At 39.1% G+C, this 25358-nt stretch carries 21 protein-coding genes and 1 pseudogene; 12 read left to right on the top strand and 10 right to left on the bottom strand.

The annotated features are described in order from the left end of the window. Positions 1 to 35 precede the first annotated feature (35 nt). Positions 36 to 353: a carboxypeptidase regulatory-like domain-containing protein gene (locus B9A18_RS06925; protein ID WP_084288782.1), complete on the top strand. Its 318-nt coding sequence runs from the start codon at positions 36 to 38 to the stop codon at positions 351 to 353. Positions 354 to 571: 218 nt separating this feature from the next. Further along, positions 572 to 3388 carry a carbamoyl-phosphate synthase large subunit gene (gene carB / locus B9A18_RS06920; RefSeq protein WP_084288502.1) on the top strand — a complete coding sequence of 939 codons (2817 nt, stop codon included), beginning with the start codon at positions 572 to 574 and terminating at the stop codon, positions 3386 to 3388. A 91-nt stretch (positions 3389 to 3479) separates the two neighbouring features. Here the strand turns inward: carB and B9A18_RS06915 are convergent, their stop codons facing one another. From B9A18_RS06915 to B9A18_RS06890, 6 genes and pseudogenes are all read right to left on the bottom strand, one after another. Next, positions 3480 to 4445, bottom strand: coding sequence for a DUF3137 domain-containing protein (locus B9A18_RS06915; RefSeq protein WP_084288500.1), 966 nt, complete (start codon positions 4443 to 4445; stop codon positions 3480 to 3482). Next, the gene (locus B9A18_RS06910; protein WP_084288498.1) at positions 4445 to 5002 is read right to left on the bottom strand and encodes a LemA family protein; all 558 of its coding nucleotides are present in this window, start codon (positions 5000 to 5002) and stop codon (positions 4445 to 4447) included. The genes B9A18_RS06915 and B9A18_RS06910 overlap by 1 nt, the downstream gene beginning before the upstream one ends. Before the next feature lie 290 nt (positions 5003 to 5292). Continuing rightward, the gene (gene radA / locus B9A18_RS06905; RefSeq protein WP_084288781.1) at positions 5293 to 6669 is read right to left on the bottom strand and encodes a DNA repair protein RadA; all 1377 of its coding nucleotides are present in this window, start codon (positions 6667 to 6669) and stop codon (positions 5293 to 5295) included. Between the two features lie 148 nt (positions 6670 to 6817). Then, positions 6818 to 8368 (bottom strand): Rne/Rng family ribonuclease, encoded by a 1551-nt coding sequence (locus B9A18_RS06900; protein ID WP_084288496.1) that lies wholly within the window; start codon positions 8366 to 8368, stop codon positions 6818 to 6820. 249 nt (positions 8369 to 8617) lie between these two features. Next, on the bottom strand, positions 8618 to 9484 hold the full coding sequence (locus B9A18_RS06895; RefSeq protein WP_084288494.1) for a tetratricopeptide repeat protein: 867 nt from the start codon (positions 9482 to 9484) through the stop codon (positions 8618 to 8620). A gap of 5 nt (positions 9485 to 9489) precedes the next feature. Continuing rightward, positions 9490 to 9810, bottom strand: a pseudogene (locus tag B9A18_RS06890) (HU family DNA-binding protein); the annotation flags it as partial. A 155-nt stretch (positions 9811 to 9965) separates the two neighbouring features. Here B9A18_RS06890 and mutY point away from each other — a divergent pair. After that, on the top strand, positions 9966 to 11015 hold the full coding sequence (gene mutY, locus B9A18_RS06885; protein ID WP_084288491.1) for an A/G-specific adenine glycosylase: 1050 nt from the start codon (positions 9966 to 9968) through the stop codon (positions 11013 to 11015). A gap of 14 nt (positions 11016 to 11029) precedes the next feature. Next, complete coding sequence (locus tag B9A18_RS06880; RefSeq protein WP_084288489.1) at positions 11030 to 11455, top strand: single-stranded DNA-binding protein; 426 nt, start codon at positions 11030 to 11032, stop codon at positions 11453 to 11455. Between the two features lie 61 nt (positions 11456 to 11516). Here B9A18_RS06880 and glmS read toward each other — a convergent pair whose 3' ends face one another. The 3 genes from glmS to B9A18_RS06865 form a co-directional block, all read right to left on the bottom strand. Beyond that, positions 11517 to 13355: a glutamine--fructose-6-phosphate transaminase (isomerizing) gene (glmS, locus tag B9A18_RS06875; RefSeq protein WP_084288487.1), complete on the bottom strand. Its 1839-nt coding sequence runs from the start codon at positions 13353 to 13355 to the stop codon at positions 11517 to 11519. An 85-nt stretch (positions 13356 to 13440) separates the two neighbouring features. Continuing rightward, positions 13441 to 14877 (bottom strand): DUF4270 domain-containing protein, encoded by a 1437-nt coding sequence (locus B9A18_RS06870; protein ID WP_084288485.1) that lies wholly within the window; start codon positions 14875 to 14877, stop codon positions 13441 to 13443. Positions 14878 to 14900: 23 nt separating this feature from the next. Further along, positions 14901 to 15725, bottom strand: a complete 825-nt coding sequence (locus tag B9A18_RS06865) for a glycogen/starch synthase (protein ID WP_084288780.1) — start codon at positions 15723 to 15725, stop codon at positions 14901 to 14903. A 152-nt stretch (positions 15726 to 15877) separates the two neighbouring features. Here B9A18_RS06865 and panC point away from each other — a divergent pair, with 152 nt between their 5' ends. The 3 genes from panC to B9A18_RS06850 all read left to right on the top strand — a co-directional run bounded on the left by panC (position 15878) and on the right by B9A18_RS06850 (position 18326). After that, a complete protein-coding gene (panC, locus tag B9A18_RS06860; protein WP_084288779.1) occupies positions 15878 to 16717 on the top strand; it encodes a pantoate--beta-alanine ligase in 840 nt (279 codons plus the stop codon). A gap of 43 nt (positions 16718 to 16760) precedes the next feature. Beyond that, positions 16761 to 17111: an aspartate 1-decarboxylase gene (panD, locus tag B9A18_RS06855; RefSeq protein WP_084288483.1), complete on the top strand. Its 351-nt coding sequence runs from the start codon at positions 16761 to 16763 to the stop codon at positions 17109 to 17111. A gap of 75 nt (positions 17112 to 17186) precedes the next feature. Further along, a complete protein-coding gene (locus tag B9A18_RS06850; protein ID WP_084288481.1) occupies positions 17187 to 18326 on the top strand; it encodes an acyl-CoA dehydrogenase in 1140 nt (379 codons plus the stop codon). Between the two features lie 74 nt (positions 18327 to 18400). Here the strand turns inward: B9A18_RS06850 and B9A18_RS06845 are convergent, their stop codons facing one another. Further along, positions 18401 to 18751, bottom strand: coding sequence for a phage holin family protein (locus tag B9A18_RS06845; protein WP_084288479.1), 351 nt, complete (start codon positions 18749 to 18751; stop codon positions 18401 to 18403). A gap of 18 nt (positions 18752 to 18769) precedes the next feature. Here B9A18_RS06845 and B9A18_RS06840 point away from each other — a divergent pair, with 18 nt between their 5' ends. The 5 genes from B9A18_RS06840 (at position 18770) to B9A18_RS06820 (ending at position 25304) form a co-directional block, all read left to right on the top strand. Next, the gene (locus tag B9A18_RS06840; protein ID WP_084288477.1) at positions 18770 to 19204 is read left to right on the top strand and encodes a hypothetical protein; all 435 of its coding nucleotides are present in this window, start codon (positions 18770 to 18772) and stop codon (positions 19202 to 19204) included. 295 nt (positions 19205 to 19499) lie between these two features. Further along, positions 19500 to 19964: a ribosome assembly cofactor RimP gene (rimP, locus tag B9A18_RS06835; RefSeq protein ID WP_084288475.1), complete on the top strand. Its 465-nt coding sequence runs from the start codon at positions 19500 to 19502 to the stop codon at positions 19962 to 19964. 2 nt (positions 19965 to 19966) lie between these two features. Then, the gene (nusA, locus tag B9A18_RS06830) at positions 19967 to 21202 is read left to right on the top strand and encodes a transcription termination factor NusA (RefSeq protein WP_084288473.1); all 1236 of its coding nucleotides are present in this window, start codon (positions 19967 to 19969) and stop codon (positions 21200 to 21202) included. Between the two features lie 116 nt (positions 21203 to 21318). Then, entirely contained in the window at positions 21319 to 24351 is a 3033-nt protein-coding gene (gene infB, locus B9A18_RS06825) for a translation initiation factor IF-2 (RefSeq protein WP_084288472.1), read from the top strand. A gap of 461 nt (positions 24352 to 24812) precedes the next feature. Further along, the gene (locus tag B9A18_RS06820) at positions 24813 to 25304 is read left to right on the top strand and encodes a hypothetical protein (protein ID WP_144009416.1); all 492 of its coding nucleotides are present in this window, start codon (positions 24813 to 24815) and stop codon (positions 25302 to 25304) included. Positions 25305 to 25358 lie beyond the last annotated feature (54 nt).

Below are 25358 nucleotides of genomic sequence, written 5' to 3'. Positions count from 1 at the left end.
TAGATATGATAAATGTTAAACTAAAATCTATGAAAATGAAAAAGGTAAGTTTAAGTTTTTTAATGGTAGCAAGTGTTTTATTTGCCCTATTCGCATTCACTTTGGTGAGAAGCGGTGGGATTCAAGGAAAGGTTTCACCTGCAGATGGAGTTGAAATAGTTATGGCCGTATCCGGAACGGATACTTTAAGAGCAGAGTTGAACAATGGTAGTTTTTCATTTAAAGATGTTAAGCCTGCAACATACACAGTTTGGGTAAAAGCCAAAGCACCGTACAAAGATGCTTCGATAGAAAATGTAGCTGTTGTAGATAGCGCTACGACTGATGTTGGCGAGATAAAACTCGTGCAATAACAGTTTGATTAGTATTTAATTAGGGGGATTTCAGATCCTCCTTTTTTATTTGTTAGGGTTTTTTAAAAAATAGCTGATTTTTAATGCGTAAAACTGTAACTTTGCATCCCGACAGAAGAGTCGGAGTTTTTCAACCTGTTTCAGGTATATCTCTTGGCTGCTCTAGTCCGAAAATAGCATTTTTTTACCATATTATACATTAGACTTTTCAAAGCCTTATGCCTAAAGACACCTCCATACGCTCAGTACTAATTATCGGATCAGGACCTATTATCATTGGTCAAGCTTGCGAATTTGATTATTCGGGATCTCAAGCCGCCTTATCTTTAAAAGAAGAGGGGATTGAAGTTTCAATCATCAATTCGAATCCTGCAACAATCATGACCGACAAGGTGATTGGCGATCATGTTTACCTCTGGCCTCTAACAGTAGATTCGATTGAGCAGATTTTACAGGAACGTAAAATTGATGCTGTATTGCCTACTATGGGTGGACAAACAGCGTTGAACCTTTGTATCGAAGCATCTGAACGCGGGATCTGGGAGAAATATGGAGTTAGGGTAATTGGTGTAGATGTTGCTGCAATCGAGAAAACTGAAAACCGCGAAGCCTTCCGCCAGTTAATGGTTGATATAGGTGTAGGGGTAGCTACATCAAAAATTGCCAACTCGTTCCTGGAAGGTAAAGAAGCCGCTCAGCAAATAGGTTATCCATTGGTAATCCGCCCTTCTTATACATTGGGTGGTTTTGGTGGCGGTTTCGTGCACAAGAAAGAGGAATTTGATCAGGCTTTACAACGTGGACTTGAGGCTTCACCAACCCACGAGGTATTGGTAGAGCAAGCTGTTTTAGGTTGGAAAGAATACGAATTGGAGTTGTTAAGGGACAGTAATGACAATGTGATCATCATCTGCTCTATTGAAAACTTCGATCCAATGGGTATTCACACGGGTGATTCTATCACTGTGGCGCCTGCAATGACATTATCTGATCGTTGCTATCAGGACATGCGTAATCAGGCGATCAAAATGATGCGCGCGATAGGAAACTTCGCTGGTGGTTGTAATGTACAGTTTTCGGTAAATCCTGATAACGATGAGATCATTGCCATCGAGATTAATCCAAGGGTTTCCCGTTCATCGGCGCTGGCGAGTAAGGCTACGGGCTATCCAATTGCGAAAATAGCAGCTAAACTGGCTATTGGTTATAACCTGGATGAGCTTGAAAACCAAATTACAAAAACTACATCTGCATATTTTGAGCCGACACTTGATTATGTTATCGTAAAAGTTCCCCGCTGGAACTTCGATAAATTTAAAGGTGCAAATACGGAATTGGGCTTACAGATGAAATCTGTAGGTGAGGTAATGGCAATCGGACGTACGTTTATCGAAGCAATACAGAAAGCTTGTCAGAGTTTGGAAATAGGTAGAGCTGGTTTAGGTGCTGATGGTAAACATAACCGTAGCATCGACGAGATTATGCACGGCCTTGAGCACCCAAGTTGGAATCGTTTATTCCTGATCAAGGATGCGATGAGCATGGGTGTGCCACTTGAATCTATCCGTAAGGTTACGCGCATCGACAAATGGTTCTTATCACAAATACACGAATTGGTTCAGCTGGAAACAGAATTGAAACGTTATTCACTAAATAATATCCCTAAAGATTTCTTCTTCACCTTAAAGCAAAAAGGGTTCTCTGATATTCAGATAGCTTACCTGCTTGGTAATGTAACAGAAGATGAGGTTTATGACCGCAGAAAATCATTAGGTATCAAACGAGTTTATAAAATGGTTGATACTTGTGCTGCTGAGTTTGCTGCACAAACACCATATTACTACTCAACTTTCGAAGAAGAAAATGAATCTATAGCTTCAGACAAGAAAAAGGTAATCGTTCTGGGATCAGGTCCTAACCGTATCGGTCAGGGCATCGAGTTTGATTACTCTTGTGTGCATGGATTGCTTGCTGCAAAAGAGAGTGATTTTGAAGCCATCATGATAAACTGTAACCCGGAGACGGTTTCTACAGACTTTAACATGGCTGATAAGTTATACTTTGAGCCGGTGTTCTGGGAACATGTACGCGAAATTATTGAGCTAGAGAAACCAGTAGGTGTAATTGTTCAGTTAGGCGGTCAAACGGCCTTGAAAATGGCTGAAAAGCTACATGAAATGGGTGTGAAGATCATCGGTACTTCATATAATGATATGGATGTTGCTGAAGATAGAGGACGCTTCTCAGATCTGTTGAAAGAACTTGAGATCCCTTATCCTAAATACGGTGTTGCAGAGAATGCTGAAGAGGCAATCGTTGTAGCAAATGAAGTAGGTTACCCAGTGTTGGTTAGACCAAGTTATGTACTGGGTGGACAAGGAATGAGCATCGTGATTAACGATGAAGATCTTGAAAAAGCGGTTGTAAAGTTATTAGGTGATTTGCCAGGTAACCGCGTACTGATTGACCATTTCCTTGACAGAGCGGAAGAAACTGAGTCAGACTCTATCTGCGATGGGGATGATGTACATATCGTAGGATTAATGGAGCACATTGAGCCTGCAGGTATTCACTCTGGAGATTCTTTCGCAGTATTGCCTCCATTCAGCTTGTCTGAAAAGGTAATGAACGACATGGAGACTTACTCTAAAAAGATTGCGAGAGCGTTAAACGTAATTGGTTTGTTAAACATCCAGTTTGCGGTTAAAGATGAGAAAGTATATGTAATTGAGGCTAATCCAAGAGCTTCAAGGACTGTTCCTTTCATTGCTAAGGCTTATGATGTTCCTTACATTAACATTGCCGCTAAAGTGATGCTGGGTGTGAATAAACTGAAAGACTTTACTATTGAACGTAAACTTGAAGGTTATGCAATTAAAGAGCCAGTATTCTCTTTCTATAAATTCCCTGAGATAACTAAAGAATTAGGCCCGGAAATGAAGTCGACAGGAGAGGCAATCAGATTCATTAAAGATACTGAAGATCCTTACTTCAGAAAGCTTGTTAAAGATAAATCAATGTACTTATCTAAATAAAACAAAAAATGGCTGTATCGTGAGATACAGCCATTTTTTGTTTTATGTTCATCGCCATTCTAAATTTATTTTGCTTCGCAGCGAATCCTCCTTAACGTTTCGTCCAGATTCTTGTATTCAAGTCGAGATCTTTAATGATCCCATACATAAATCTGATTATTTCCGTGTCTTCATTTAAAGAATTCGAGGTAAGCAGGCTTTTATGGACAGGCGGCTCAAAGTAATCCTTGCTTAAGGGAAATGCAATAAAAATGCAGGATCCTATAAACGACATTGAAATGGTATAACTGCAGCGTTTATTGAGCTCGTTTAGCCGTTCCATCATAGCTGGGGTCAAAATATATCTTGCTTCGACCTGATCTGTTGAGTAGGTTACGAATTCATTGTTAAATTCAGGGTTTTCCAGCTGCACCAGTGTTCTGCCTGAAGAACTGAATATGGGCATTGATTTTGATATCCAGGCTCCCAGAGCGGTCCCCATATCTTTAGGCCTTACTACGGTTACTCCATTGAAATTTTTGTTAAAATCGGCATAAAATACAATTCCTTTTAATATCGTGTGCCAGTGTTCCTGTCTGCCATTTTTTGTCTGCGTAACGGTTTTGTATTCGGCATGAAGTTCGGAAAATGAAAATGTCGTTTTTCCAGTCATTCCTGAGATCTGATCTTCACTCCTATAGCGATCCGGCTCCTTGTTAAAAAGTTGAGAACTGATGAACTCATTTTCCGACAAGCCTAGTGTATAATCCATTTCCAGGCTTTCGTCTATAGTTTTGAGGACTAAAAGGATTACATCATGTTTGAAGCGGTGCCTGTATTCAGCAAATTTTGCATTGGTTTTAGTAAGCAAAACAAGGCCTGTAATGACGATTATTATACCGATAATAAGGCCGGCTATAGCGAATACACTAGAAATAATTCCGCCCACTATTGTTAAAATGCCAGCCCCTATACACAGATAGCTTTTTACTTTTAGTGCAGAAACTTCTTTTCTTTGATTTTCTAAGTCAGCAAGGGCGGTATTTATATATTCTCCGTTTAAAGTATCGATTCCCATTAGCTATTGAAAAGCTCTTTTGCACTAATGTTTTTTCGTTCCTCTTCTGTGTTGGCAAGCACATTTATCGCCTGGTAATTCATCATGCCCGCAATGATACTTCCTGGGAACATCATGATCGCATTGTTATAATCGGTAACCGAAGCATTATAAGTTCTTCTGGCTGCCGCTATCTGCTCCTCGCTTTCTGTCCAGGTAGTCTGGAGGTTAAGAAAATTTTGATTGGCTTTTAAATCCGGATAGTTTTCAACGTTAAGCATTAAGCCCTTCATGCTTGTGCTTAACTGGCTGTCAATTTCCAATTTTTCTTGATTACTGATGTTGCCAGTCATGGCCTTACTACGTAATTCGACTACCTTTTGCAGTAGCCCTCCTTCATAAGTAGTGTATTGTTTTACTGTTTCAATCAAATTAGGTAAAAGATCAAAACGTTTTTTTAACATGACGTCAATTGCAGAGAATGCATTAGTGACCTGGTTTTTTTTCCCAATCAGGGAGTTGTATAGACCGATTCCTATCAAGAGTAATACAACGAGAACAATTAGAGCTATTATCATTTTTTTGGTTGAGTTTTTATAAATATATAAAAAATTCAAAAAAAATCCTCGTTACCATACCGATAACGAGGATAATCATCCCTATTGTTTTGTTAAAGTTCAATGAAGAACGTTAACGATCATACTAAGGCAATTAATAGGCCATTATTAAAAAGATTTCTCTTTAAACTTTAAGTAACTGAAATTCAGCCGTGTATATTATTAGTTAATTTTTTATGTTTTAATCAATTGAGGAAATAAATACTCGAATCGTGTTAATTTGAGGTTGTAATTTCTCATATTTCCACGTTTTAGCCAAAAAGCAAAGAGAACACATCCTCTATTTTACTTACGGCGGTTAATTCAATTTTATATTTCGCAACAATTAGTCCCTTCATGTTGTAATTAGAAATAAAAATACGCTCAAAACCAAGTTTTTCTGCTTCTGAAATGCGTTGTTCTATCCTGCTAACGGCTCTGATTTCACCTGAAAGGCCGACTTCTGCTGCGAAACATATTTTTGATGAAATAAAAATATCCTCGTGAGAAGAAATGATGGCAACCAGGATGGCCAGATCAATGGCCGGGTCCTCCACCTTAATTCCACCGGCTATATTTAAAAATACATCACGGGTGCTGAGCCTAAATCCGCATCGTTTTTCAAGTACAGCCAAAAGCATATTCATGCGTTTGGTGTCGAAGCCATTTGAAGAGCGCTGAGGTGTTCCGTATGCTGCGGTACTCACCAATGCCTGTGTTTCAATTAACATTGGCCTGGCGCCTTCTAAAGTGGCTGATATGGCAATTCCACTAAGTTCTTCATCCCGCTGTGAAAGTAAAATCTCTGAAGGATTTGAAACCTGTCTTAGGCCTGTGCTGTGCATTGCATAAATGCCTAGCTCGGCAGCTGCTCCAAATCTGTTCTTTATAGATCGTAAAATGCGGTATACATGATGTCTGTCGCCCTCAAATTGTAAAACGGTATCAACCATGTGTTCGAGTATTTTAGGCCCTGCAATCGTCCCATCCTTCGTGATGTGACCAATCAGAAATACTGGAGTATCTGTTTCCTTTGCAAAGCGTAATAATTCCGCGGTGCACTCTCTCACTTGAGAAACACTACCCGGGGTTGATTCAATGTGTGCCGAATGTAAAGTTTGAATAGAATCGATAATGATGATATCAGGACCAAGAATTTCTATCTGTTTAAAGATGTTCTGTGTTGATGTTTCTGTTAAAATGTAGCAATCGGCCTTAGGTTTATCAGTGATGCGCTCTGCTCTCATTTTAATCTGCTGCTCACTTTCCTCGCCAGAGACGTATAAGATTTTTTTGCCTGAAATATTTAGGGCAAGTTGCAGCATTAAAGTCGACTTACCGATTCCGGGTTCCCCTCCAATTAAGGTTACAGATCCGGCCACAAGGCCTCCACCAAGCACCCTGTCTAATTCCTGGTCGCCCGTCAGCGTTCGCTCCTCACTGATGGATTGGATATGATCTACCTTATTGGGTTTGCTCACGCGATGGCTTTCCCCGCTAGCCTTCCATGTAGGGACTTTGGCTGCTGATTTTTCAATCACCTCTTCGACAAAGGTATTCCATTCGTTACAGGATGGGCATTTGCCCAGCCATTTTGCTGATTCATATCCACAACTCTGACAAAAATATGCTGATTTAGTTTTAGCCAATTTATTTAAACTTTTAGGATTGATATTGAAAAATTGCCCATAAGGACTCACGAATTTATGCTAATTTCCATAAATAAGCTGCAGATAAAAAGAAACAGGCCTAATCTCTGTTATGAAATTAGGCCTGTTTAAACAAACGTGTTTGTTATTATAGCTTGATCTCTTCGTCTTTAGAAGAAATGAAATGGAATTCGGTAAGGTTATACGATGGAACCGCTTTAACTTTTATGCGCTGTCCAAATTTGAAGAACCATTTCCACTGTAAAGAAAACAATCCTTTTTTAATGTAAGCTTCAATGTATGGGTGTACACTAAGCGTAATATTTTTTTCGTTTTGCTCCTGCAAAATATAGGTCAGATTATTTTCAATGTCATCCATTAAAACAATACTCGCCTTAATTTCTCCCGTACCATCGCAGGTAGGGCATTTCTCGCTGGTCACGATGTTCATTTCAGGTCTTACACGCTGACGGGTGATTTGAACAAGGCCGAATTTACTTGGAGGAAGAATGGTATGCTTAGCGCGGTCCAGCATCATCAGATCTTTTAAATGATCGAATAACATTTTTCTGTTGGCAGGCTTATGCATATCAATAAAATCGATCACAACAATACCTCCCATATCGCGTAAACGTAGTTGACGGGCAATTTCTTTAGCCGCTTCTTTGTTTACCTGGAGTGCATTTTCTTCCTGATTTTCTTTGCTCGCCGTTCTGTTTCCGCTGTTCACATCAACAACATGCAAGGCTTCTGTATGCTCTACCACCAGGTAAGCACCGCCAGCCAGATTTACCGTTTTTCCAAAAGCATTTTTAATTTGCTTCTCGATACCGAAATGTTCAAATATAGGCTCCTTATGCTTGTATACTTTTACAATCTTTTCCATTTCAGGAGATATCTCATGTACATATGAGCGGATATCCTCAAAAAGACTATTGTCGTTTACATAAACATTAGTGAAGTCTGTACTTAAAATATCACGGATCAGTGTGGATGTACGATCCATTTCACCCCAAACACGTTTAGATGGTTCTGCATCAGGTAGCTTCTTAATGAAGTTTTCCCATTTGGTTACAGAATCCAAAAGGTCTTTCTGAAGTTCGGCAACGCCTTTTCCTTCAGATACTGTTCTAATGATTACTCCAAAATTCTTAGGTTTAATACTTTCAATAATCTTTTTTAAGCGATTACGTTCCGTATTACTCTTAATTTTTTTAGAAATAGAAATTACATTAGAGAAGGGTACCAATACAATATATCTTCCTGCTATAGAAAGATCAGAACTTAAACGAGGTCCTTTTGTTGATATTGGCTCTTTTGCGATTTGGACAGGTAGAACGAGATTTTTACTTACAACCTCTGATATTTTACCTGCTTTGTTAATGTCCGCTTCTAATTTGAAATTATCTAATAGTGTGCCATTAACAGAGCCATTACGCTTGATTTTTGTGAGCTTTATTAAAGATTGGACTTGCGGACCCAGATCGAAATAATGCAAAAATGCATCTTTCTCATAACCAACATCTACGAACGCAGCATTTAGACCCGGCATAATTTTCTTTATACGGCCTAAATAAATGTCGCCAACAGCGTAATTGTTATTGATCTGCTCCTTATGAAGTTCTACAAGTTGTTTGTCTTCAACTAAAGCTATGGTTACTCCCGAGGGAGATGAATCTATAATTAGTTCCTTTACCAAAAGCTACAGATTTTAAGGCATCAAATGCCTTATTAACACATGGACAATAAAAAAAAACATTGCTACCAACAACTAAGGCTACGATCAAATCCTAGCCTTAGTTGTTGAGCAATACATTAAGAAAAATTATTTTTTCTTATGTCTGTTTTTTCTTAAACGTTTTTTGCGTTTGTGAGTAGCCATTTTATGTCTTTTTCTTTTTTTACCGCTTGGCATAATTTTAAAGTTTAAATATTTTAAATCTGTTTATTATTTTTTGGTTTTTAATGCAGTCACTCTTTCGTCAATGAATTTCGATAAAGTGGCATTAGCAGCTAACTTTTTGCTTTCTAAATAAGCATCGATAGCTTCGTCATTTTTCCCAAGATTCTCATATGCCGTAGCTAAATAGAAATAAGCATCCGGACTTGGTTTAATCGCGATAATGCTGTTAAACCTTGTGATGGCCTTGTCAAACTGACCTGATTTTATTGCAAAAGTACCTAAGCTCATATTTGCTTTTAAGTTCTTAGGGTCCTTTTTTACTACATCCATTAGCATAGCAATACCTTGCATTGGAGCACCCATACCGTTAACGATAGTGATACCTAACCCGGTTTTTGCATCTGCACTGGTTGAGTCGGCAGCCACAGCATTTGTATAAGCCGAATTGGCTTTCTGCAATAACACTGGCTGTAATAAGCTATCACGGGTGTTATCAAAAGCTTTTAGAAACTTTTCACCTGTTAATAACCAGTTGTTTAAATTAGGCTCTTTAGTAGCAACAATCTCTAAATATAATGCGCTTGGAACAGCTTGTTCCAGATCATCCCATTTTTGAGCCAATAACTTCGCCGCTGGAACTTTTTTGTTTTCAGAAGCGGATTTAAAGGTGTTTTCTAATGAGGTAATCTCTGCAGCGAGACTAGCATTTAGTAAGTTTTTACCGGTAGTAGAAACCTCATCTAAGTTAATAGAAGGAGCCTCGGAAGGCATCTGACCACCCGCAGGTACACCCGCAGTTGGTTCTTCTTTTGGTTTTACCAAACCTTTAATATCCCTCGTAAACAAAAATGCTACTAGCAAAACGATAGCGCCTATTAGAATAATTTGTTTTGAACGGATACTTTTTATCATGGCTATTAAGCTTCTACGCTAAGTTTTTTTGAGTTGCTTTTTACTTTGTCAACAAAAACTTTTGCTGGTTTAAAACTTGGTACAAAGTGCTCTGGGATAATAATCGCTGTATTTTTTGAAATATTTCTTGCAGTTTTTTGTGCTCTCTTTTTTACAACAAAACTACCAAAACCTCTTACATACACATTTTCGCCACCGATCATACTGTTTTTGATGACCTTGAAAAATGCCTCAACGGTTTCTTGTACATCTACCTTTTCAATTCCTGTTTTCGTTGATATTTCTGAAATAATATCTGCCTTAGTCATATTTTTTGTTTTTATTAATTTACTGTGTGTTGTATTTTATCAATGTTTTGGGGTTGCAAAAGTATTGCTTTTTAATGAGATAGGAAAATAAAAGATGATTTATTTGCAAGACCTTCCATCACCGGATTGCAAGTTTTAATAAAATCAAATAATTACGACGTATTTTTGCCTGCATGAGTTTTCAATCAGAAATCGTAAACTGGTATTTATTATATAAACGTGATTTGCCATGGAGAAACACCAAAGATGCCTATGTAATATGGTTATCTGAAGTTATTTTGCAACAAACTCGTGTAGAACAGGGGCTGCCTTATTTCAATAGGTTTTTGGATAACTATCCGGATGTTGTGGCCTTTGCTTCGGCAACAGAAACGCAGATTCTTAAATTATGGCAAGGCTTAGGTTATTATTCCAGAGGAAGAAATATGCATTTCACTGCAAAACAGGTGTGTGAAATCCATAATGGACAGTTTCCTACAAAGTATGACGAGTTGATTAAGCTAAAGGGGGTGGGTGATTATACTGCGGCGGCTATTGCTTCTTTTTCATCAAATGAATCCAAAGCTGTACTTGATGGGAATGTATACAGGGTGCTTTCCCGATACTTTGGCATAGAAACCCCAATAAACAGCAGTGGTGGTAAGAAGGAATTCTTAGCGCTGGCACAATCGCTCATTTCTGATCAGGATGCTTCGGTATATAACCAGGCGATTATGGAATTTGGTGCATTGCAGTGTAAACCAAAATCACCAGAATGCAGCGTATGTCCGCTTCAAACCGGATGTTTCGCCAGAAATAATAATCTCGTGGCTACGCTTCCTGTTAAATTGAATAAGCTTAAAAAACGAACCCGTTACTTTAATTATTTTGTTTGTCTTACAGAGGAGAATCTTCTGGTAAAGAAGCGCAATCCCGGCGACATATGGCAGGAGCTCTATGATTTTCCATTGATAGAAACCACCCAAAATTACCAGGATGATCAGGAAAATTTTTTAACACAGTTGAAGGGTGGTTTTGGCGAAGATTGCAAAATTACAGCATTAAGTCAGCAAAAACATTTATTGACTCACCAAACTATATATGTTCAATTTTTTGGTTTAGATAATTATATCGTTAACTTTAGTAAAGGGGCAGATATAAAATGGGTCTCATTACAAGAGTTTGATGAGTTACCACAGCCTAAAGTGATCACTAATTTTATGGATACTTATTTTATTAAATAGAAAAACCAAATTTCATGTCAGGCATTAATAAAGTTATTTTAGTAGGACATTTAGGCAAAGATCCTGAAGTCAGACATTTAGACGGAGGCGTAACTGTTGCTAGTTTTCCACTGGCCACGTCAGAGACCTATAATAAAGACGGCAAAAGAGTAGAGCAAACTGAATGGCATAATATTGTTTTGTGGAGGGGATTGGCCGAGGTTGCTTCGAAGTATTTGCAAAAAGGCAAGCTGGTTTATATCGAAGGGAAATTGCGTACGCGATCTTTTGAAGATAGAGAAAAGGTAAAAAAGTATGTTACAGAAGTTGTGGCGGAGAATTTTACTATTCTTGGAAGAAAAAGTGATTTTGAGCCACCGGTAAGCACGGAAAATACAACTCCTAAAAGCGAAAGCGAGTATACGGATGTTACAGATCCATCGGGGGATTTACCTTTTTGACTGAAATAAAAAAGGCTGTATCATGATGTGATACAGCCTTTTTTATGATATAGTTTTTATATTATTCTACAGTAACCGACTTAGCCAAGTTTCTTGGCTGATCTACATTGCAGCCTCTTAGAACGGCAATATGGTACGATAACAACTGTAGAGGTATGGTTGCCAGTAATGGTAAAAATGCCTCACTTGCATCAGGTATTTCAATGCAGTAATCGACCATTTTCCTTACTTCAACATCGCCTTCAGTAACAATGGCGAGTACAATTCCTTTTCTGGCTTTTACCTCCTGGATATTGCTGATTACCTTCTCGTAAGAAGAGTTTTTGGTAGCAATTACCACAACCGGCATTTCTTCATCAATTAAGGCGATAGGACCATGTTTCATTTCTGCAGCAGGATAACCTTCGGCATGGATGTAAGAGATCTCCTTAAGCTTTAAAGCGCCCTCTAAGGCTACAGGGAAACCGCTTCCACGACCAAGGAACAAGCAGTTTCTCGAATCCTTAAATTTCTCGGCAATTTCCTCAATCATAGCATTAGATTCTAATGCCTTTTGAATTTTTTCTGGAATGCAGTCCAGTTCCGTAAGCAGTTCAACTAATTTCGAATGCGTTACCGTTCCTTTTTGTTGGGCCATATAGAAAGCCATCAGTGTAAGCACGGTAACCTGAGCGGTAAATGCTTTTGTTGAAGCAACTCCAATTTCAGGACCCGCGTGTGTATACACGCCAGCGTGTGTTAAGCGCGGTATAGAGGCACCAACCACATTGCAAACACCAAATATAGTAGCTCCTTTTTCTTTGGCCATTTCAATAGCAGCCATTGTATCTGCGGTTTCTCCAGATTGAGAAATGGCAATTACTACATCTTTTTCGGTAATGATTGGGTTTCTGTATCTGAATTCTGATGCATATTCAACCTCAACCGGTATACGTGCATATTCTTCAATCAGATATTCACCAACCAGTCCGGCATGCCATGAAGTACCACAGGCAACGATAATAATCCTATCTATATTTTTTAGCTTGTCTGCATATTCTTTGATACCGCCAAGCTGGACTTTTCCTTCACTTGGGTAAATCCGACCACGCATACAATCTCTTATTGAGCGTGGTTGCTCAAAGATCTCCTTAAGCATGAAGTGATCATAGCCACCTTTCTCCAGCATTTCCAGCTTCAGCTCCAATTCCTGAACATAAGGTGTTTGGATTACATTATCCAGACGTTTGATCACCAGTTCATCGCGTTTTAAAAAGGCAATTTCATTATCGTTCAGATAAATTACATTTTTGGTGTATTCTACGATTGGCGTAGCATCCGAAGCGATGAAATATTCACCGTCGCCAACACCAATTACCATCGGACTACCTTTTCTGGCTGCAATCAGTTGTTCAGGTTGATCTTCGTCCATTACAACAATGGCATATGCACCGTTCACTTCATTTAGTGCTAATCTAACTGCTTCTAAAAGATCGGTATCATCGTTTTTGTAGACTTCTTCAATCAAGTGAATCAATACTTCCGTATCTGTATCACTTTTAAACTCATGTCCCCTTGTTTGTAGTTCTTCTTTTAGGGTTGCATAATTTTCGATGATTCCGTTATGGATGATGGTAAGTTTACCACTGTTTGAAGTGTGAGGGTGTGAATTTCTATCAGATGGAGCACCATGGGTTGCCCATCTGGTATGCCCCATTCCAATCGTTCCTGATAAGTTTTTACCGGCAGCAAAATTTTCAAGCTCCTGTACTTTGCCGGCTTTTTTATAGATGTTTAATCCAGTGTCATTAATTAAAGCAATACCGGCACTGTCGTAACCACGGTATTCTAATCTTTTTAGCCCTTTGATAACGATAGGCCAGGCCTCTCTATGGCCGATGTAACCAACTATTCCACACATATATTAGGTTTAAATATTAGGTTTAAAAAATAAATCCCCCAAAAATAATTATTCTTGGGGGATTTGACTATAGGTTCAGATCAATTTAATTTATCTGTGTATAGTAGATGTTAAGTTTTAATGTCTTTTCGCCTGCTGCTGCACCTTTCTTGTGCTTGCTGATTACAGAGCGGGCAGCTGAAGTTACCGAAGGGTTTATATTAAATTCAGTAAGCGAGCTTGGTGCCAAAAATGTACCATAATCTTCAGTTTTTCCATCCAGTAAATCCTGGATATAACTGGTTATAGTGAAAATATATCTTTTGTTAACGGAGTCAAAATAACCGCCGAATAAAACTTCATTTCCAAGTGCTCTAGGGTCTCCGTTGTATACGCCTTGTATGCTGTTGTCGTTGTCAGGTACATTGGCTCTTTGTCCGGCTATGTCATATCTGTAAAGTGACAGACGTTGGGCTGCACTAAAAGGAATAACATCTGTTCCAGCACTTAGGTCAATTACCAATTGCGCTTTGTTTACAATAACCTTGGTATTTGGATTGTTTTTAGCTTTTAAGTCGGCTACAAATTTCTTTAAGTAAGGGAAAGAAATTTTGTTTTTCAATCCTGCTAAAGCTTGTAGGTAGGTGATGTTCTCTGTAGAGTTCGTAATCTGATCTTTTAAAGCGGTTGGGTGTATGTGATTAACAGTGGTTGTTACAGGTCCTGAGTTATTACCAATCGGGAAATTTACAGCCACAGTGTCTTTAGCGGTTGGCGTAGTTGCATTTGTCCTTTTGTAGTAGATCGCAAGATTACCATCTGTTCCGGCATAATTCAGGAACATAATGCCTCCGGCGCCTGTGGCTGTCGAAGTTACTTTCAAGCCTTTAAAGAATTCGAAGAACTTGTTAGGTCTTGATAACTTTGCTGAATCTGCTAAACCAATAAGCTGGGTATTAATAAAAGTATTATTTAACTTAATTCTAATTTGTGGAATTACAGTTCCTAAAGTATCAGGTTTACCGGTAACAATCTGTGTAATTTTGAATTTTGTATTCGGCTTAACTTTACCAGAAAAAGTTCCAATAGAAGCGCCTGTAGCTGGCCAAGTCTGGTTGGTCATGTACTTTTGCTCTTTTGAAATGTCCTTATCCAGCTGCTTTACATCGATTGTATAAACTGAAGTTGTTGTATCGCCATAGAACTGAGATGCATAAGGCAAAATAAGGACAGCTGAATCAATTACTGCATCTTTGCCGAATTTAAAATCATTGCTAGGGATGCTAACCGCCATAGCCAAACTAGCCTCACTCGTGCCGAAAGTAGGATCGGTCATAAAGCCTAAAGGATGTCTAACTAATGATACACCTGATGTTGGATCGTCTACTAAAGTCTGAGATGCAACGGTCGCCGAATCCATTAATGTGCCTTTTATCTCTTGGCCAGATTCCAGATCCAAACCGATAGTGTTGGAGTCTTTACAGGAAGCAAAAAGAAAAAGACCTATCAACATGGTTAATAAGTCTTGTTTTGTAAATTTCATATTTAATTTAATAATACCTGAGTTTATGCTATTGAAGCCAATTCTTCATCTGAAATCTCCTCGTATAAAGCGTAGAAGTTTTCAAAATTTTCTGTTAAATTATAAGCTAAAGTTGGCTTATTAGAATCTTTAACAAATTTTAACACATCCTTGTGTATATTTTCATCGGCTAATACAACTGCATCAGAGTAAGATACGGCTCCCATGTGTAAAACATCGCAATTTGCATTTTCAAACATTTTAGTGTCATCAGCAGTCATTGAATTCATGATTGCTTTTTTATGCATGTCGGCATCTAAAGTCTCGGTAAAGCAGTTTTCGTATATCGAGTAAACTACTTTTGAGTTTTTAAATGTAGGGTCGTTTTTGTAAGTCGTTTTAATGTACGCAGGTACTAATGACGTCATCCAGCCGTGGCAGTGAACAATATCAGGAGCCCAGCCTAATTTCTTAACTGTTTCCAGTGCACCCTTGCAAAAGAAGATTGTTCTTTCGTCGTTGTCAGCATAGAACTTGTTTTCCTTATCTCTGAATACATACTTGCGCTGAAAATAGTCTTCATTGTCAAGGAAGTAAACCTGCATACGGGCAGCGGGGATAGAGGCTACCTTAATGATTAAAGGATTGTCATTGTCATCGATGATGATGTTCATTCCTGACAGACGGATAACCTCGTGCAATCTGTTCCTTCTTTCATTAATGTTCCCAAACCGCGGCATTAATATGCGGATCTCAAATCCCTTATCCTGCATTGCCTGTGGTAATTGACGGGTAATTTCAGAAATCTTTGTGAGTTCAAGGAAAGGCGACATCTCGTGTGTAACAATCAGTAGCTTCGTTTTTGCCATCTCCATATTCTAAATAAAAATTTATGTTAAAGAAAAGATTATCAAGGGGCAAAGGTAAGCAAAATAATAACATTTATCAAGATAATGCGCAAGATGTTTTGTTGGGAATGTATAAATAACCAACTTTGCCCCTTGAAATTTTAAAGGCTGGTTTGAAAGTAATAAACACCATAGCGGCATTAAAGTCGCTGCTTGAGCCAATTAAGTTGGTTCAACAGAAAATTGCCTTGGTACCTACAATGGGTGCTTTGCATAAAGGACACGTGTCGCTCATAAAAATAGCGCAGCAACATGCTGATGTAGTAGTTTGCAGCATTTTTGTAAATCCTACTCAGTTTACCGACCCTAAGGATCTGGAAAAATACCCACGGCCATTGGAACATGATATGAAAATGCTTCAGGAGGCAGGTTGTAATGTTGTGTTTATGCCATCCGTTACAGAAATGTACCCTGAACCAGAGGAATGGCACATTGATCTTGGTCCGGCTGAGTTTCTTTTAGAAGGAGAATTTAGAAAAGGACATTATCAAGGCGTAACCCAGATCGTAAAAAAGCTGTTTGATGCCGTAAGTCCAGATGTTGCTTTCTTTGGCCAGAAGGATTTTCAGCAGGTGCTGATGATTAAGAATATGGTCGCCTGCTTTAATATGCCGATTCAGATTGTTTCCTGTCCGATCATAAGAGAAGATGATGGTCTGGCGATGAGCTCAAGAAACATTCATTTATCGGTGGCAGACAGAGAAAATGCGCTTATATTAAGTAGGGCGTTGGCTTATGTAAAGGATAATTTTGCAAACCAAACCATTCCTATGCTTTTAGAGGCGGCGAAGAAGCTGATCAATGAAACTCCTGGGGTAGAACTTGATTATTTTACTATTGCCAACGGAGAAACCTTGTTGCCGGAAGAAGATAAAGATCATCATGATATCGTGGCTCTTGTTGCCGCAAAGGTTGGTGAGACCCGTCTCATAGATAATATGATACTGAATTAAGAATAGAAAACCTCCCATCCATAAAATTAGCTAACTTTGTAGCATGATTATCGAGATATTAAAATCGAAAATACACCGTGTTAAAGTAACACAGGCTGAATTGCACTATGTTGGTAGCATTACCATTGATGAAGATCTGATGGATGCTGCTCATATCATTGCAAATGAAAAAGTACAGATTGTAAACAACAACAACGGCGAGCGGTTTGAAACGTATGTGATCAAAGGTCCACGTGGTAGCGGAACTGTTTGTTTAAATGGTGCGACTGCAAGAAAAGTACAGGTTGGCGACATCCTGATTATTATGTCTTACGGATCGCTGCCTATAGAAGATGCTAAGAAATACCATCCAATATTAGTATTCCCTGATGATAACAATCGCCTGCTGAAATAAAAAATGCTATGCAGCCATAGTAATCTGATTGAGAATATATAAATTTGGCGTAACTTATTATTATATAATATTATTATGCTATTTCAATTAAGTGAAGAACAATTGATGATCCAGCAGGCTGCAAGAGATTTCGCGCAGACTGAATTAAAACCTGGAGTTATCGAAAGAGATGAGCATCAGAAATTTCCTGCTGAGCAGGTGAAAAAACTGGGCGAGCTGGGCTTTCTGGGTATGATGGTGTCGGAAAAATATAATGGCAGCGGTCTTGATGCTTTGTCTTATGTTTTGGTTATGGAAGAATTATCTAAAATAGATGCTTCAGCTTCTGTAGTTGTTTCTGTAAATAACTCTTTGGTCTGCTACGGACTGGAACTGTTTGGTTCAGAATTTCAAAAAGAAAAATATTTAAAGCCTTTGGCTGCCGGTGAAAAGATCGGGGCCTTCTGTTTATCGGAGCCTGAAGCTGGTTCTGATGCTACTTCGCAGCAAACAACTGCGGAAGATATGGGCGACTATTACCTGTTAAATGGCACTAAAAACTGGATTACCAACGGGAATACAGCTTCTACTTATCTTGTTATTGCACAGACCGATAAATCTTTAAAGCATAAAGGTATCAATGCTTTTATTGTTGAAAAGGGGATGGAAGGTTTTACAGTAGGGCCGAAAGAGAACAAAATGGGTATCCGTGGTTCTGATACACACTCTTTGATGTTTAATGATGTTAAAGTTCCAAAGGAGAACCGCATTGGTGAAGATGGCTTTGGTTTTAAGTTTGCCATGAAAACACTTGAAGGCGGACGGATTGGTATTGCTGCTCAGGCATTGGGTATTGCTGCCGGAGCATACGAATTAGCACTTGAGTATGCTAAGCAACGTAAATCATTCGGTAAGCCAATTGCAGAACATCAGGCTATAGCTTTTAAACTGGCCGATATGGCTACGCAAATTGAGGCTGCACGGATGTTGGTTTATAAAGCTGCATGGTTAAAAGATCAGGGACAGCCTTATACATTGGCAGGTTCAATGGCGAAATTATATGCTTCTAAAGTAGCGATGGATGTGACTGTTGAGGCTGTGCAGATTCATGGTGGATATGGGTTCGTAAAAGAATACCACGTTGAACGATTAATGCGTGATGCAAAGATTACCCAGATCTATGAAGGAACTTCGGAAATCCAAAAGATGGTAATTTCAAGAGAGATCATCAGATAAGTGATAGGATCGTATATTAAAAACGGGTGTTCAGTTTGATCTGGACACCCGTTTTTATTTCTGGTAGTTTCTTTTTAATCTTTTTCTGTTCCGCCAATAGCGCCAAATACGGCTTTGATCAATGCAACTACAATAGCCAATATTGCTGCTGCCCAAAAGCCTGATGTATTGAATCCGATCATCATATTGTCAACTAGTAAAATCATCATCACGGTAATGATAAAAGAAACGAGTCCGAGGGTTAAAAAGTTGATAGGGAATGTTAGTACACGTAGGATAAGTCCGATTGTAGCATTGGCGAGTGCAATTAGGATGGCTGCTACAACAGCGGTTCCAAAACCGTCGACTGTAACGCCCGGTACCAGGTAGCGTGCGCCTATAAATACGGCTAGTCCTGTTAATAAAATTTCTACGATAAGCTTCATAATGTTTAATTTAGTGGAATGGTTAAAGGGTTTCTTCAGCAGTTTTCCGCCTTCTTTGGTGTCGTTTTTTTGTTCGCTTGTTCATCTGCAAATAATAAGCCACTTTTAATTACTTTTTCTGCAGATAGCACTTCGATTGCATTTAATGGCATCGATCCCGTGGGTTTGTTGCAGCTGCAAAGCGCATCTGCCGGGGATTCAACGTTGAACAGTTTGATCTCTGTTCTTCAAACTCCTTCAGAGCGGGATTCAACCTTAAAGGAGCTTCCTGTACCAGGGAGGGTTCTAGTTACAGACAGTAATCTGGTTTTTATTCCGGCACAGCCTTTTGTTAAAGGGAGGGATTACCTCGTTATCACCTATCTGAATGCTCGCTTTGGCGATGCGAAAGATCTGGTCAGTGGCAAACTGAAGCCGGAGGTAAGGCCAATTCAACAAGTACTGACAAGGTAAGTAATGCGTAATCTCTTCGACTAGCCTCCCAGTACCAAAGGAGGAAAAAAGGTAGTTTAAAGGTTGATTGAAGGAGGTTCATAGGGGGGGTAGTCCTTTGAATACCCTTTGATATACCTGTTTAGGACCTTTGATAAAAAAGTGGATCTTAGACAAAAGTAAGATGGGGATGTAAGTAAACTCGTTGGGTCTATTTACTTGATTTTTAATTTATAAATATTTTTCATACCTTTGCGCTGTAATAGAGGTAAGAGGGGGCAGAAGTCCCCTCTTTTCTATTATTGGCAAATTGGTTATGCAAGTAGAAAAAAGAGTAACAGAATTAGTTGAAGAGAAGATTTCGGATAGGCCGGAGTTGTTTTTAGTTGAGGTGAAAATGCTGCCAAACAATAAGCTTATCATTCATGTTGATGGCGATGAGGGAATCAGTATTCAGGATTGCGCAGCTATCAGCAGGCATGTAGGTTTTCATTTGGAAGAAGAGAACACCATTGAAAAGGCCTATAATCTGGAAGTTTCTTCTCCCGGTGTTGGTGAACCCTTAAGGCTGAAAAGACAATATGTAAAAAATATTGGACGTGAGCTGAGTGTGAAACTGACCGGTGGTGAAGTGAAAGAGGGTAAGTTGTTAAGTGCTGATGAAAACAGCATAACCATAGAAGCAAAGGTTAAAGAAAAAGGTAAAAAGGTTCAACTGGTTGAAACCAGTATAGCTTTTAATGATATAACAGAAACAAAGGTTTTAATTTCATTTAAATAAAAATGAGCAATATTAATTTAATCGATTCATTTCAAGAGTTTAAAGACTTCAAGAACATCGACCGTCCTACAGTGATTAGTGTGCTGGAAGAGGTATTTCGCAGTATGCTGCGTAAAAAGTATGGTACGGATGAGAATTGCGACGTAATTGTTAACCCGGACAACGGAGATTTAGAGATCTGGCGTACCAGAAAAGTTATGGAAGATGGCTTTTCTGAGGATGATGATCTGGAAATTGAATTGGCTGAGGTGAAGCAATTAGATCCTGATATGGAAGTTGGCGACGACTACATTGAGCAGATCACTTTGGAAAGCTTTGGTCGTAGGGCTATTTTAGCTGCCCGTCAGACATTGGTTTCTAAAGTATTGGAATTAGAGAAAGACGAGATCTTCAAAAAATATAAAGACAGAGTTGGCGAGATTGTTACCGGTGAAGTTTACCAGGTTTGGAAAAAAGAAACTTTGGTACTTGATGATGAAGGTAACGAGCTAATGATGCCTAAAACAGAACAAATCCCCGCTGATTATTTCAAAAAGGGAGATGCTGTTCGTGCGGTAATCTTGAAAGTTGATATGGTAAATGCTACACCAAAAATCATCATTTCGAGGATTGCTCCTGAGTTTTTACAGCGTTTGTTCGAAATTGAGGTGCCTGAGATTTTCGACGGTTTAATTACCATCAAGAAAATCGTTCGTGAACCAGGAGAGCGTGCTAAGGTTGCTGTTGAGTCTTACGATGACAGGATTGATCCGGTAGGAGCTTGTGTCGGCATGAAAGGTTCACGTATCCATGGTATCGTTAGAGAGCTTAAAAACGAGAATATTGATGTAATTAACTTTACAAACAATATCTCACTATATATTACAAGGGCATTGAGCCCGGCAAAAATCACTTCTATTAAGTTGGATGATGAGACTAAACATGCTTCAGTTTATTTGAAGCCTGATCAGGTTTCTCTGGCAATTGGTCGTGGTGGACATAACATTAAATTGGCTGGTAAATTAACTGGTTATGAGATCGATGTGTACCGTGAAGCAGGTGAAGAAGATGAGGATGTGGATATTGAAGAATTCTCGGATGAAATCGATAGCTGGATCATTGATGAGCTGAAAACTATTGGTTGTGATACAGCTAAGAGTGTGTTAGCACTGTCTGTTGATGAGTTGGTGAAACGTACCGATTTAGAAGAAGAGACCATCAAAGAAGTGATGAGCATTTTAAAATCAGAGTTTGAATAACGTTGGCGATGATGTTTAACAAATTATGTAGTAATTAAAAACTAATTGCCTACACATGAAATAAACAAGAATAAACGTTACTTTTGTATAAGAATTAAAGAAAAAATAGGATATCAATGTCAGACGACAAACCAATAATTTTATTTAAAGCAGTTAAGGAACTTAACGTAGGTATTGCTACGGCCGTTGAGTTTTTAGAAAAGAAAGGCTTTTCTGTAGAGAATAAACCCACTACTAAGCTCTCCCGCGACATGTATAACGCATTGTTGAAAGAGTTTCAGGGCGATAAGATCGTTAAAGAAGAAGCCAATCAGATTGTTATTGGTAAAATTCGTCGTGATGAGCCAGAAGTAACTGATAAAGTTGCTGAAGCACCTAGAAAAACTGTTGAATTTGAGAACGAGGGAATTTTAATTAAAAACCTTAACTCATTTACTCCTCCGGCTGAGAAGCCTAAGGAAGAAGCGGCTCCTGCTGAGAAAGTAGAAGAGAAAGCTGATGAAGGATCTTTACCTGGTGTGAAAATAGTAGGTAAGATCAATCTTGATGATTTGAATGCAAAAACACGCCCTGTTAAGAAAGAGGAGGCACCAGCACCAGCTCCGGAACCTAAGGCTGAAACGCCTGTTGCTCCGGTAGTAGTACCTGTTGCTCCTGTAGAAAAAACACCTGAACCGGTTAAGGAAGTAGAGAAGCCGGTTGAACAGCCTGTTGCAGAAATAAAACCAGAACCTGTTAAGCCTGTGGAAACACCTAAAGCCGAGGAGCAACCAAAACCGGTTGTTGAGGCACCTGTGGTTAAAGCTCCTGAGCCAGTAGTTGCCCCAAAAGTAACTCCTGAACCGCCAAAAGTTGAGAAACCTGAAGAAACTGAAGTGATTAAAGCACGTTCGGTAAAACTTTCTGGTCCAAACATTATTGGAAAGATTACCTTACCGGTAACTCCTGATCGTAAATCACAGCCTGTAGCTTCTTCGGGAGAAAGTGCTGATGCGAAAAGAAAGCGTAAACGCAAAAAAACTCCTGGAGGACATCCTGGTCAGCAAGGCCAGGGACAAGGACAACAAGGAGGTGGTCAGGGTCAGCAAGCACAAGCTGGACAACCTGGGGTACCAAAACCTGCACCTACGTTCAGCAACAGACCAGATTTCAGGAACAATACAAATAATACAGCCAACAGGCCTAACTTTAGAAATAGTAAACCGGGATCTCCTTCCGGACCTAAAGAAGAGCCTACGGAAAAAGAAATACAAGATCAGATTAAAGCAACACTTGCACGTTTAAGTGGAGCAGGTAAGTCTGGTAAGTTTGCACAACGCGCCAAGTTGCGTCGTCAGAAACGTGATGATGTAGCTTTGTCAGCTGATGAGGCGGCAATGGAGCAGGAATTACAATCTCGTGTACTTAAAGTTACGGAGTTTGTAACCGCAAATGAATTGGCCACGATGATGGATGAGCCGGTTACAAAAATTATCGCGACTTGTATGAGTCTTGGTATGTTTGTTTCCATCAACCAACGTTTGGATGCCGAAACTTTAACAATTGTTGCTGACGAGTTTGGTTACGAAATTCAATTCGTTAAACCTGATGATGAAAGTGACATCGTTATTGAAGAAGAGGATACAGAAGAAGATTTATTACCAAGAGCACCAGTTGTAACCATTATGGGTCACGTGGATCACGGTAAAACATCATTGCTGGATTATATCCGTAAAGCGAATGTGGTAGCAGGTGAGGCCGGTGGTATTACCCAGCACATTGGAGCTTATATGGTAACTACACCAACTGGTAAACAAGTTACCTTCCTGGATACACCGGGTCACGAGGCCTTTACGGCGATGCGTGCTCGTGGTGCCAAGGTTGCGGATATTGCAATTATCGTTGTTGCTGCGGATGATGCGGTGATGCCTCAAACAAAAGAGGCGATTAATCACGCACAGGCTGCAGGAGTACCATTGGTATTTGCCTTCACAAAAATTGATAAACCGGGTGCAAATACTGAAAAGATCCGTGAACAATTAGCAGCCATGAATATTCTGGTTGAGGATTGGGGAGGTAACTTCCAGTCGCAGGAGATTTCAGGTAAGAGCGGTTTAAATGTTGACTTACTATTAGAGAAAGTTTTATTAGAGGCTGAATTATTAGACCTTAAAGCTAATCCTAACAAACGTGCTACAGGTAGCGTAATTGAGGCTACATTGGATAAAGGACGTGGTATTGTTACTACTGTACTGGTTCAGGCTGGTACTTTAAAGGTAGGTGATCCTATCCTTGCAGGTAGCTACAGTGGTAAAGTTAAAGCGTTATTTAACGAACGTGGTCAGAAAGTAGATAAAGCAGGCCCATCAGTACCGGTACAGGTATTGGGTATGCAAGGTGCGCCTACTGCAGGTGATAAATTCAATGCACTGGAGAGTGAAGTTGAAGCGAGAGAGATTGCAAACAAACGTTTACAATTGATGCGCGAACAAGGTCTTCGTACACAGAAACACATTACGCTTGATGAGATTGGTCGTCGTTTGGCAATCGGTAACTTTAAAGAGCTTAATTTGATCGTTAAAGGTGACGTGGATGGTTCGATCGAGGCGTTATCAGATTCATTACTGAAACTGTCTACTCCAGAGATTCAAATCAATATCATTAGTAAAGCGGTAGGTCAGATTTCAGAGTCTGATGTATTGTTAGCTTCTGCTTCTGATGCGATCATCATCGGTTTCCAGGTGCGTCCTTCAACAGGTGCACGTAAACTGGCCGAGGCTGAACAGATTGATATCCGTTTATACTCTATCATCTATGATGCGATCAACGAGATCAAAGCTGCGATGGAAGGTATGTTGGCTCCTGAGTTTGAAGAGAAGATCACTGCTAACGTTGAGATCAGAGATACCTTTAAAATCACGAAAGTTGGTACAATTGCCGGATGTATGGTGTTGGATGGTACGATCACACGTAACAGCAAGATCCGTATTGTTAGAGACGGGGTAGTTATTTACACTGGTGAACTGGCTTCATTGAAACGTTATAAAGATGACGTGAAAGAAGTATCAAGAGGTTACGAGTGCGGATTGAACATCCAGAACTTTAATAACATTGAGGTAGGTGATATTGTTGAAGCTTACGAACAAGTTGAAGTGAAAAGGAAGTTGTAAAACTTCTAAGATATAATTAAATGGAAAGCGCATTGGAGGTTAACTTCAATGCGCTTTTTTTGTTGTAATCAACTTTTAGTTGTTTTTTGATAATGCTATTGTAGGTTTAATTCCATTCGCTTGGTTGGAGAAAAGTCCTCAATATTTTGTGTTCTAAAAGTATTTTTTATTGTTTATGCCAGAATATTGTTGACGTAATAATGGGTCTCATTCGTGTAGTGTAATACCGTGTTCACGTAATTCTTAGATTTGCTGTTTTTTATATTCTGATTTTCGAAAAAAATAAAAGTATGAAAAAATTATTATCGCTTTCATTAGTATTACTTTGTTTTCTTTATTCTTGCAAGAAGGAGGAAAGTCAACAAAACACTAATTCTGACAAGAGAATAACGAACGAGAACAATCAATTTAGTGATCTCAAAGAGCCGATCTTTTCAATTTCCTCTAAAAATGGAAAAAGGATGTCTGTAGCAACGACCAGTGATGGTTCTGGATGTGTATCCACTTTGCATACGCAGTCTCAAACATTTGATAAATTAAGTGTATTAGACCCTACCTCTGACATACTATATGTGGGATCTCTTTTAGATGGTAATAGCATCCAAACAGGGCAGTACACTCCAGTTATTCTTTCTTCAGATTATGTTCGTAAGCCAGTCACGTTCTCCGTTTCAATTGAGGGGGCTACCGGACCTATTTCCAAGACAATCGTTCCTCAGCTTAGCTCGTTTAGAGATGCTATGCAGGAAATCACAAATAACCCTGTAAATGGAGAGCAGCCAGCAAGCTTCACCTTTCAGGTAACTAAAGTAAGATCTAAAAAAGAAATAGAGATGATCGCCGGAGCCAACCTAAGTATCGGTTCTTTTTTTACGGCTGTCGCTAATTATGATGAGAGTAACGTTAACCCAAATATTGATGGATATATTTTGGGATTACCGATTACAAACTAGGTAGATGCAAAATCATTTTTTGGACAGTTTCCTTTAGTTGTGTTATCTTCTTGG

Source organism: Pedobacter nyackensis, from assembly GCF_900176505.1.
Taxonomy (GTDB): domain Bacteria; phylum Bacteroidota; class Bacteroidia; order Sphingobacteriales; family Sphingobacteriaceae; genus Pedobacter; species Pedobacter nyackensis.
The sequence above is the reverse complement of the archived record's forward strand: the minus strand, read 5'-3'. Positions and strand labels throughout refer to the sequence as shown.

Excerpts from the sequence above, each read along its gene's own strand:
- B9A18_RS06925 (WP_084288782.1), top strand. The coding sequence starts at position 36 with ATGAAAAAGGTAAGTTTAAGTTTTTTAATGGTAGCAAGTGTTTTATTT.
- carB (WP_084288502.1), top strand. The coding sequence starts at position 572 with ATGCCTAAAGACACCTCCATACGCTCAGTACTAATTATCGGATCAGGA.
- B9A18_RS06915 (WP_084288500.1), bottom strand. The coding sequence starts at position 4,445 with ATGGGAATCGATACTTTAAACGGAGAATATATAAATACCGCCCTTGCT.
- B9A18_RS06910 (WP_084288498.1), bottom strand. The coding sequence starts at position 5,002 with ATGATAATAGCTCTAATTGTTCTCGTTGTATTACTCTTGATAGGAATC.
- B9A18_RS06895 (WP_084288494.1), bottom strand. The coding sequence starts at position 9,484 with ATGATAAAAAGTATCCGTTCAAAACAAATTATTCTAATAGGCGCTATC.
- mutY (WP_084288491.1), top strand. The coding sequence starts at position 9,966 with ATGAGTTTTCAATCAGAAATCGTAAACTGGTATTTATTATATAAACGT.
- B9A18_RS06880 (WP_084288489.1), top strand. The coding sequence starts at position 11,030 with ATGTCAGGCATTAATAAAGTTATTTTAGTAGGACATTTAGGCAAAGAT.
- glmS (WP_084288487.1), bottom strand. The coding sequence starts at position 13,355 with ATGTGTGGAATAGTTGGTTACATCGGCCATAGAGAGGCCTGGCCTATC.
- B9A18_RS06870 (WP_084288485.1), bottom strand. The coding sequence starts at position 14,877 with ATGAAATTTACAAAACAAGACTTATTAACCATGTTGATAGGTCTTTTT.
- B9A18_RS06865 (WP_084288780.1), bottom strand. The coding sequence starts at position 15,725 with ATGGCAAAAACGAAGCTACTGATTGTTACACACGAGATGTCGCCTTTC.
- panD (WP_084288483.1), top strand. The coding sequence starts at position 16,761 with ATGATTATCGAGATATTAAAATCGAAAATACACCGTGTTAAAGTAACA.
- B9A18_RS06850 (WP_084288481.1), top strand. The coding sequence starts at position 17,187 with ATGCTATTTCAATTAAGTGAAGAACAATTGATGATCCAGCAGGCTGCA.
- B9A18_RS06845 (WP_084288479.1), bottom strand. The coding sequence starts at position 18,751 with ATGAAGCTTATCGTAGAAATTTTATTAACAGGACTAGCCGTATTTATA.
- B9A18_RS06840 (WP_084288477.1), top strand. The coding sequence starts at position 18,770 with ATGGTTAAAGGGTTTCTTCAGCAGTTTTCCGCCTTCTTTGGTGTCGTT.
- rimP (WP_084288475.1), top strand. The coding sequence starts at position 19,500 with ATGCAAGTAGAAAAAAGAGTAACAGAATTAGTTGAAGAGAAGATTTCG.
- nusA (WP_084288473.1), top strand. The coding sequence starts at position 19,967 with ATGAGCAATATTAATTTAATCGATTCATTTCAAGAGTTTAAAGACTTC.
- infB (WP_084288472.1), top strand. The coding sequence starts at position 21,319 with ATGTCAGACGACAAACCAATAATTTTATTTAAAGCAGTTAAGGAACTT.
- B9A18_RS06820 (WP_144009416.1), top strand. The coding sequence starts at position 24,813 with ATGTCTGTAGCAACGACCAGTGATGGTTCTGGATGTGTATCCACTTTG.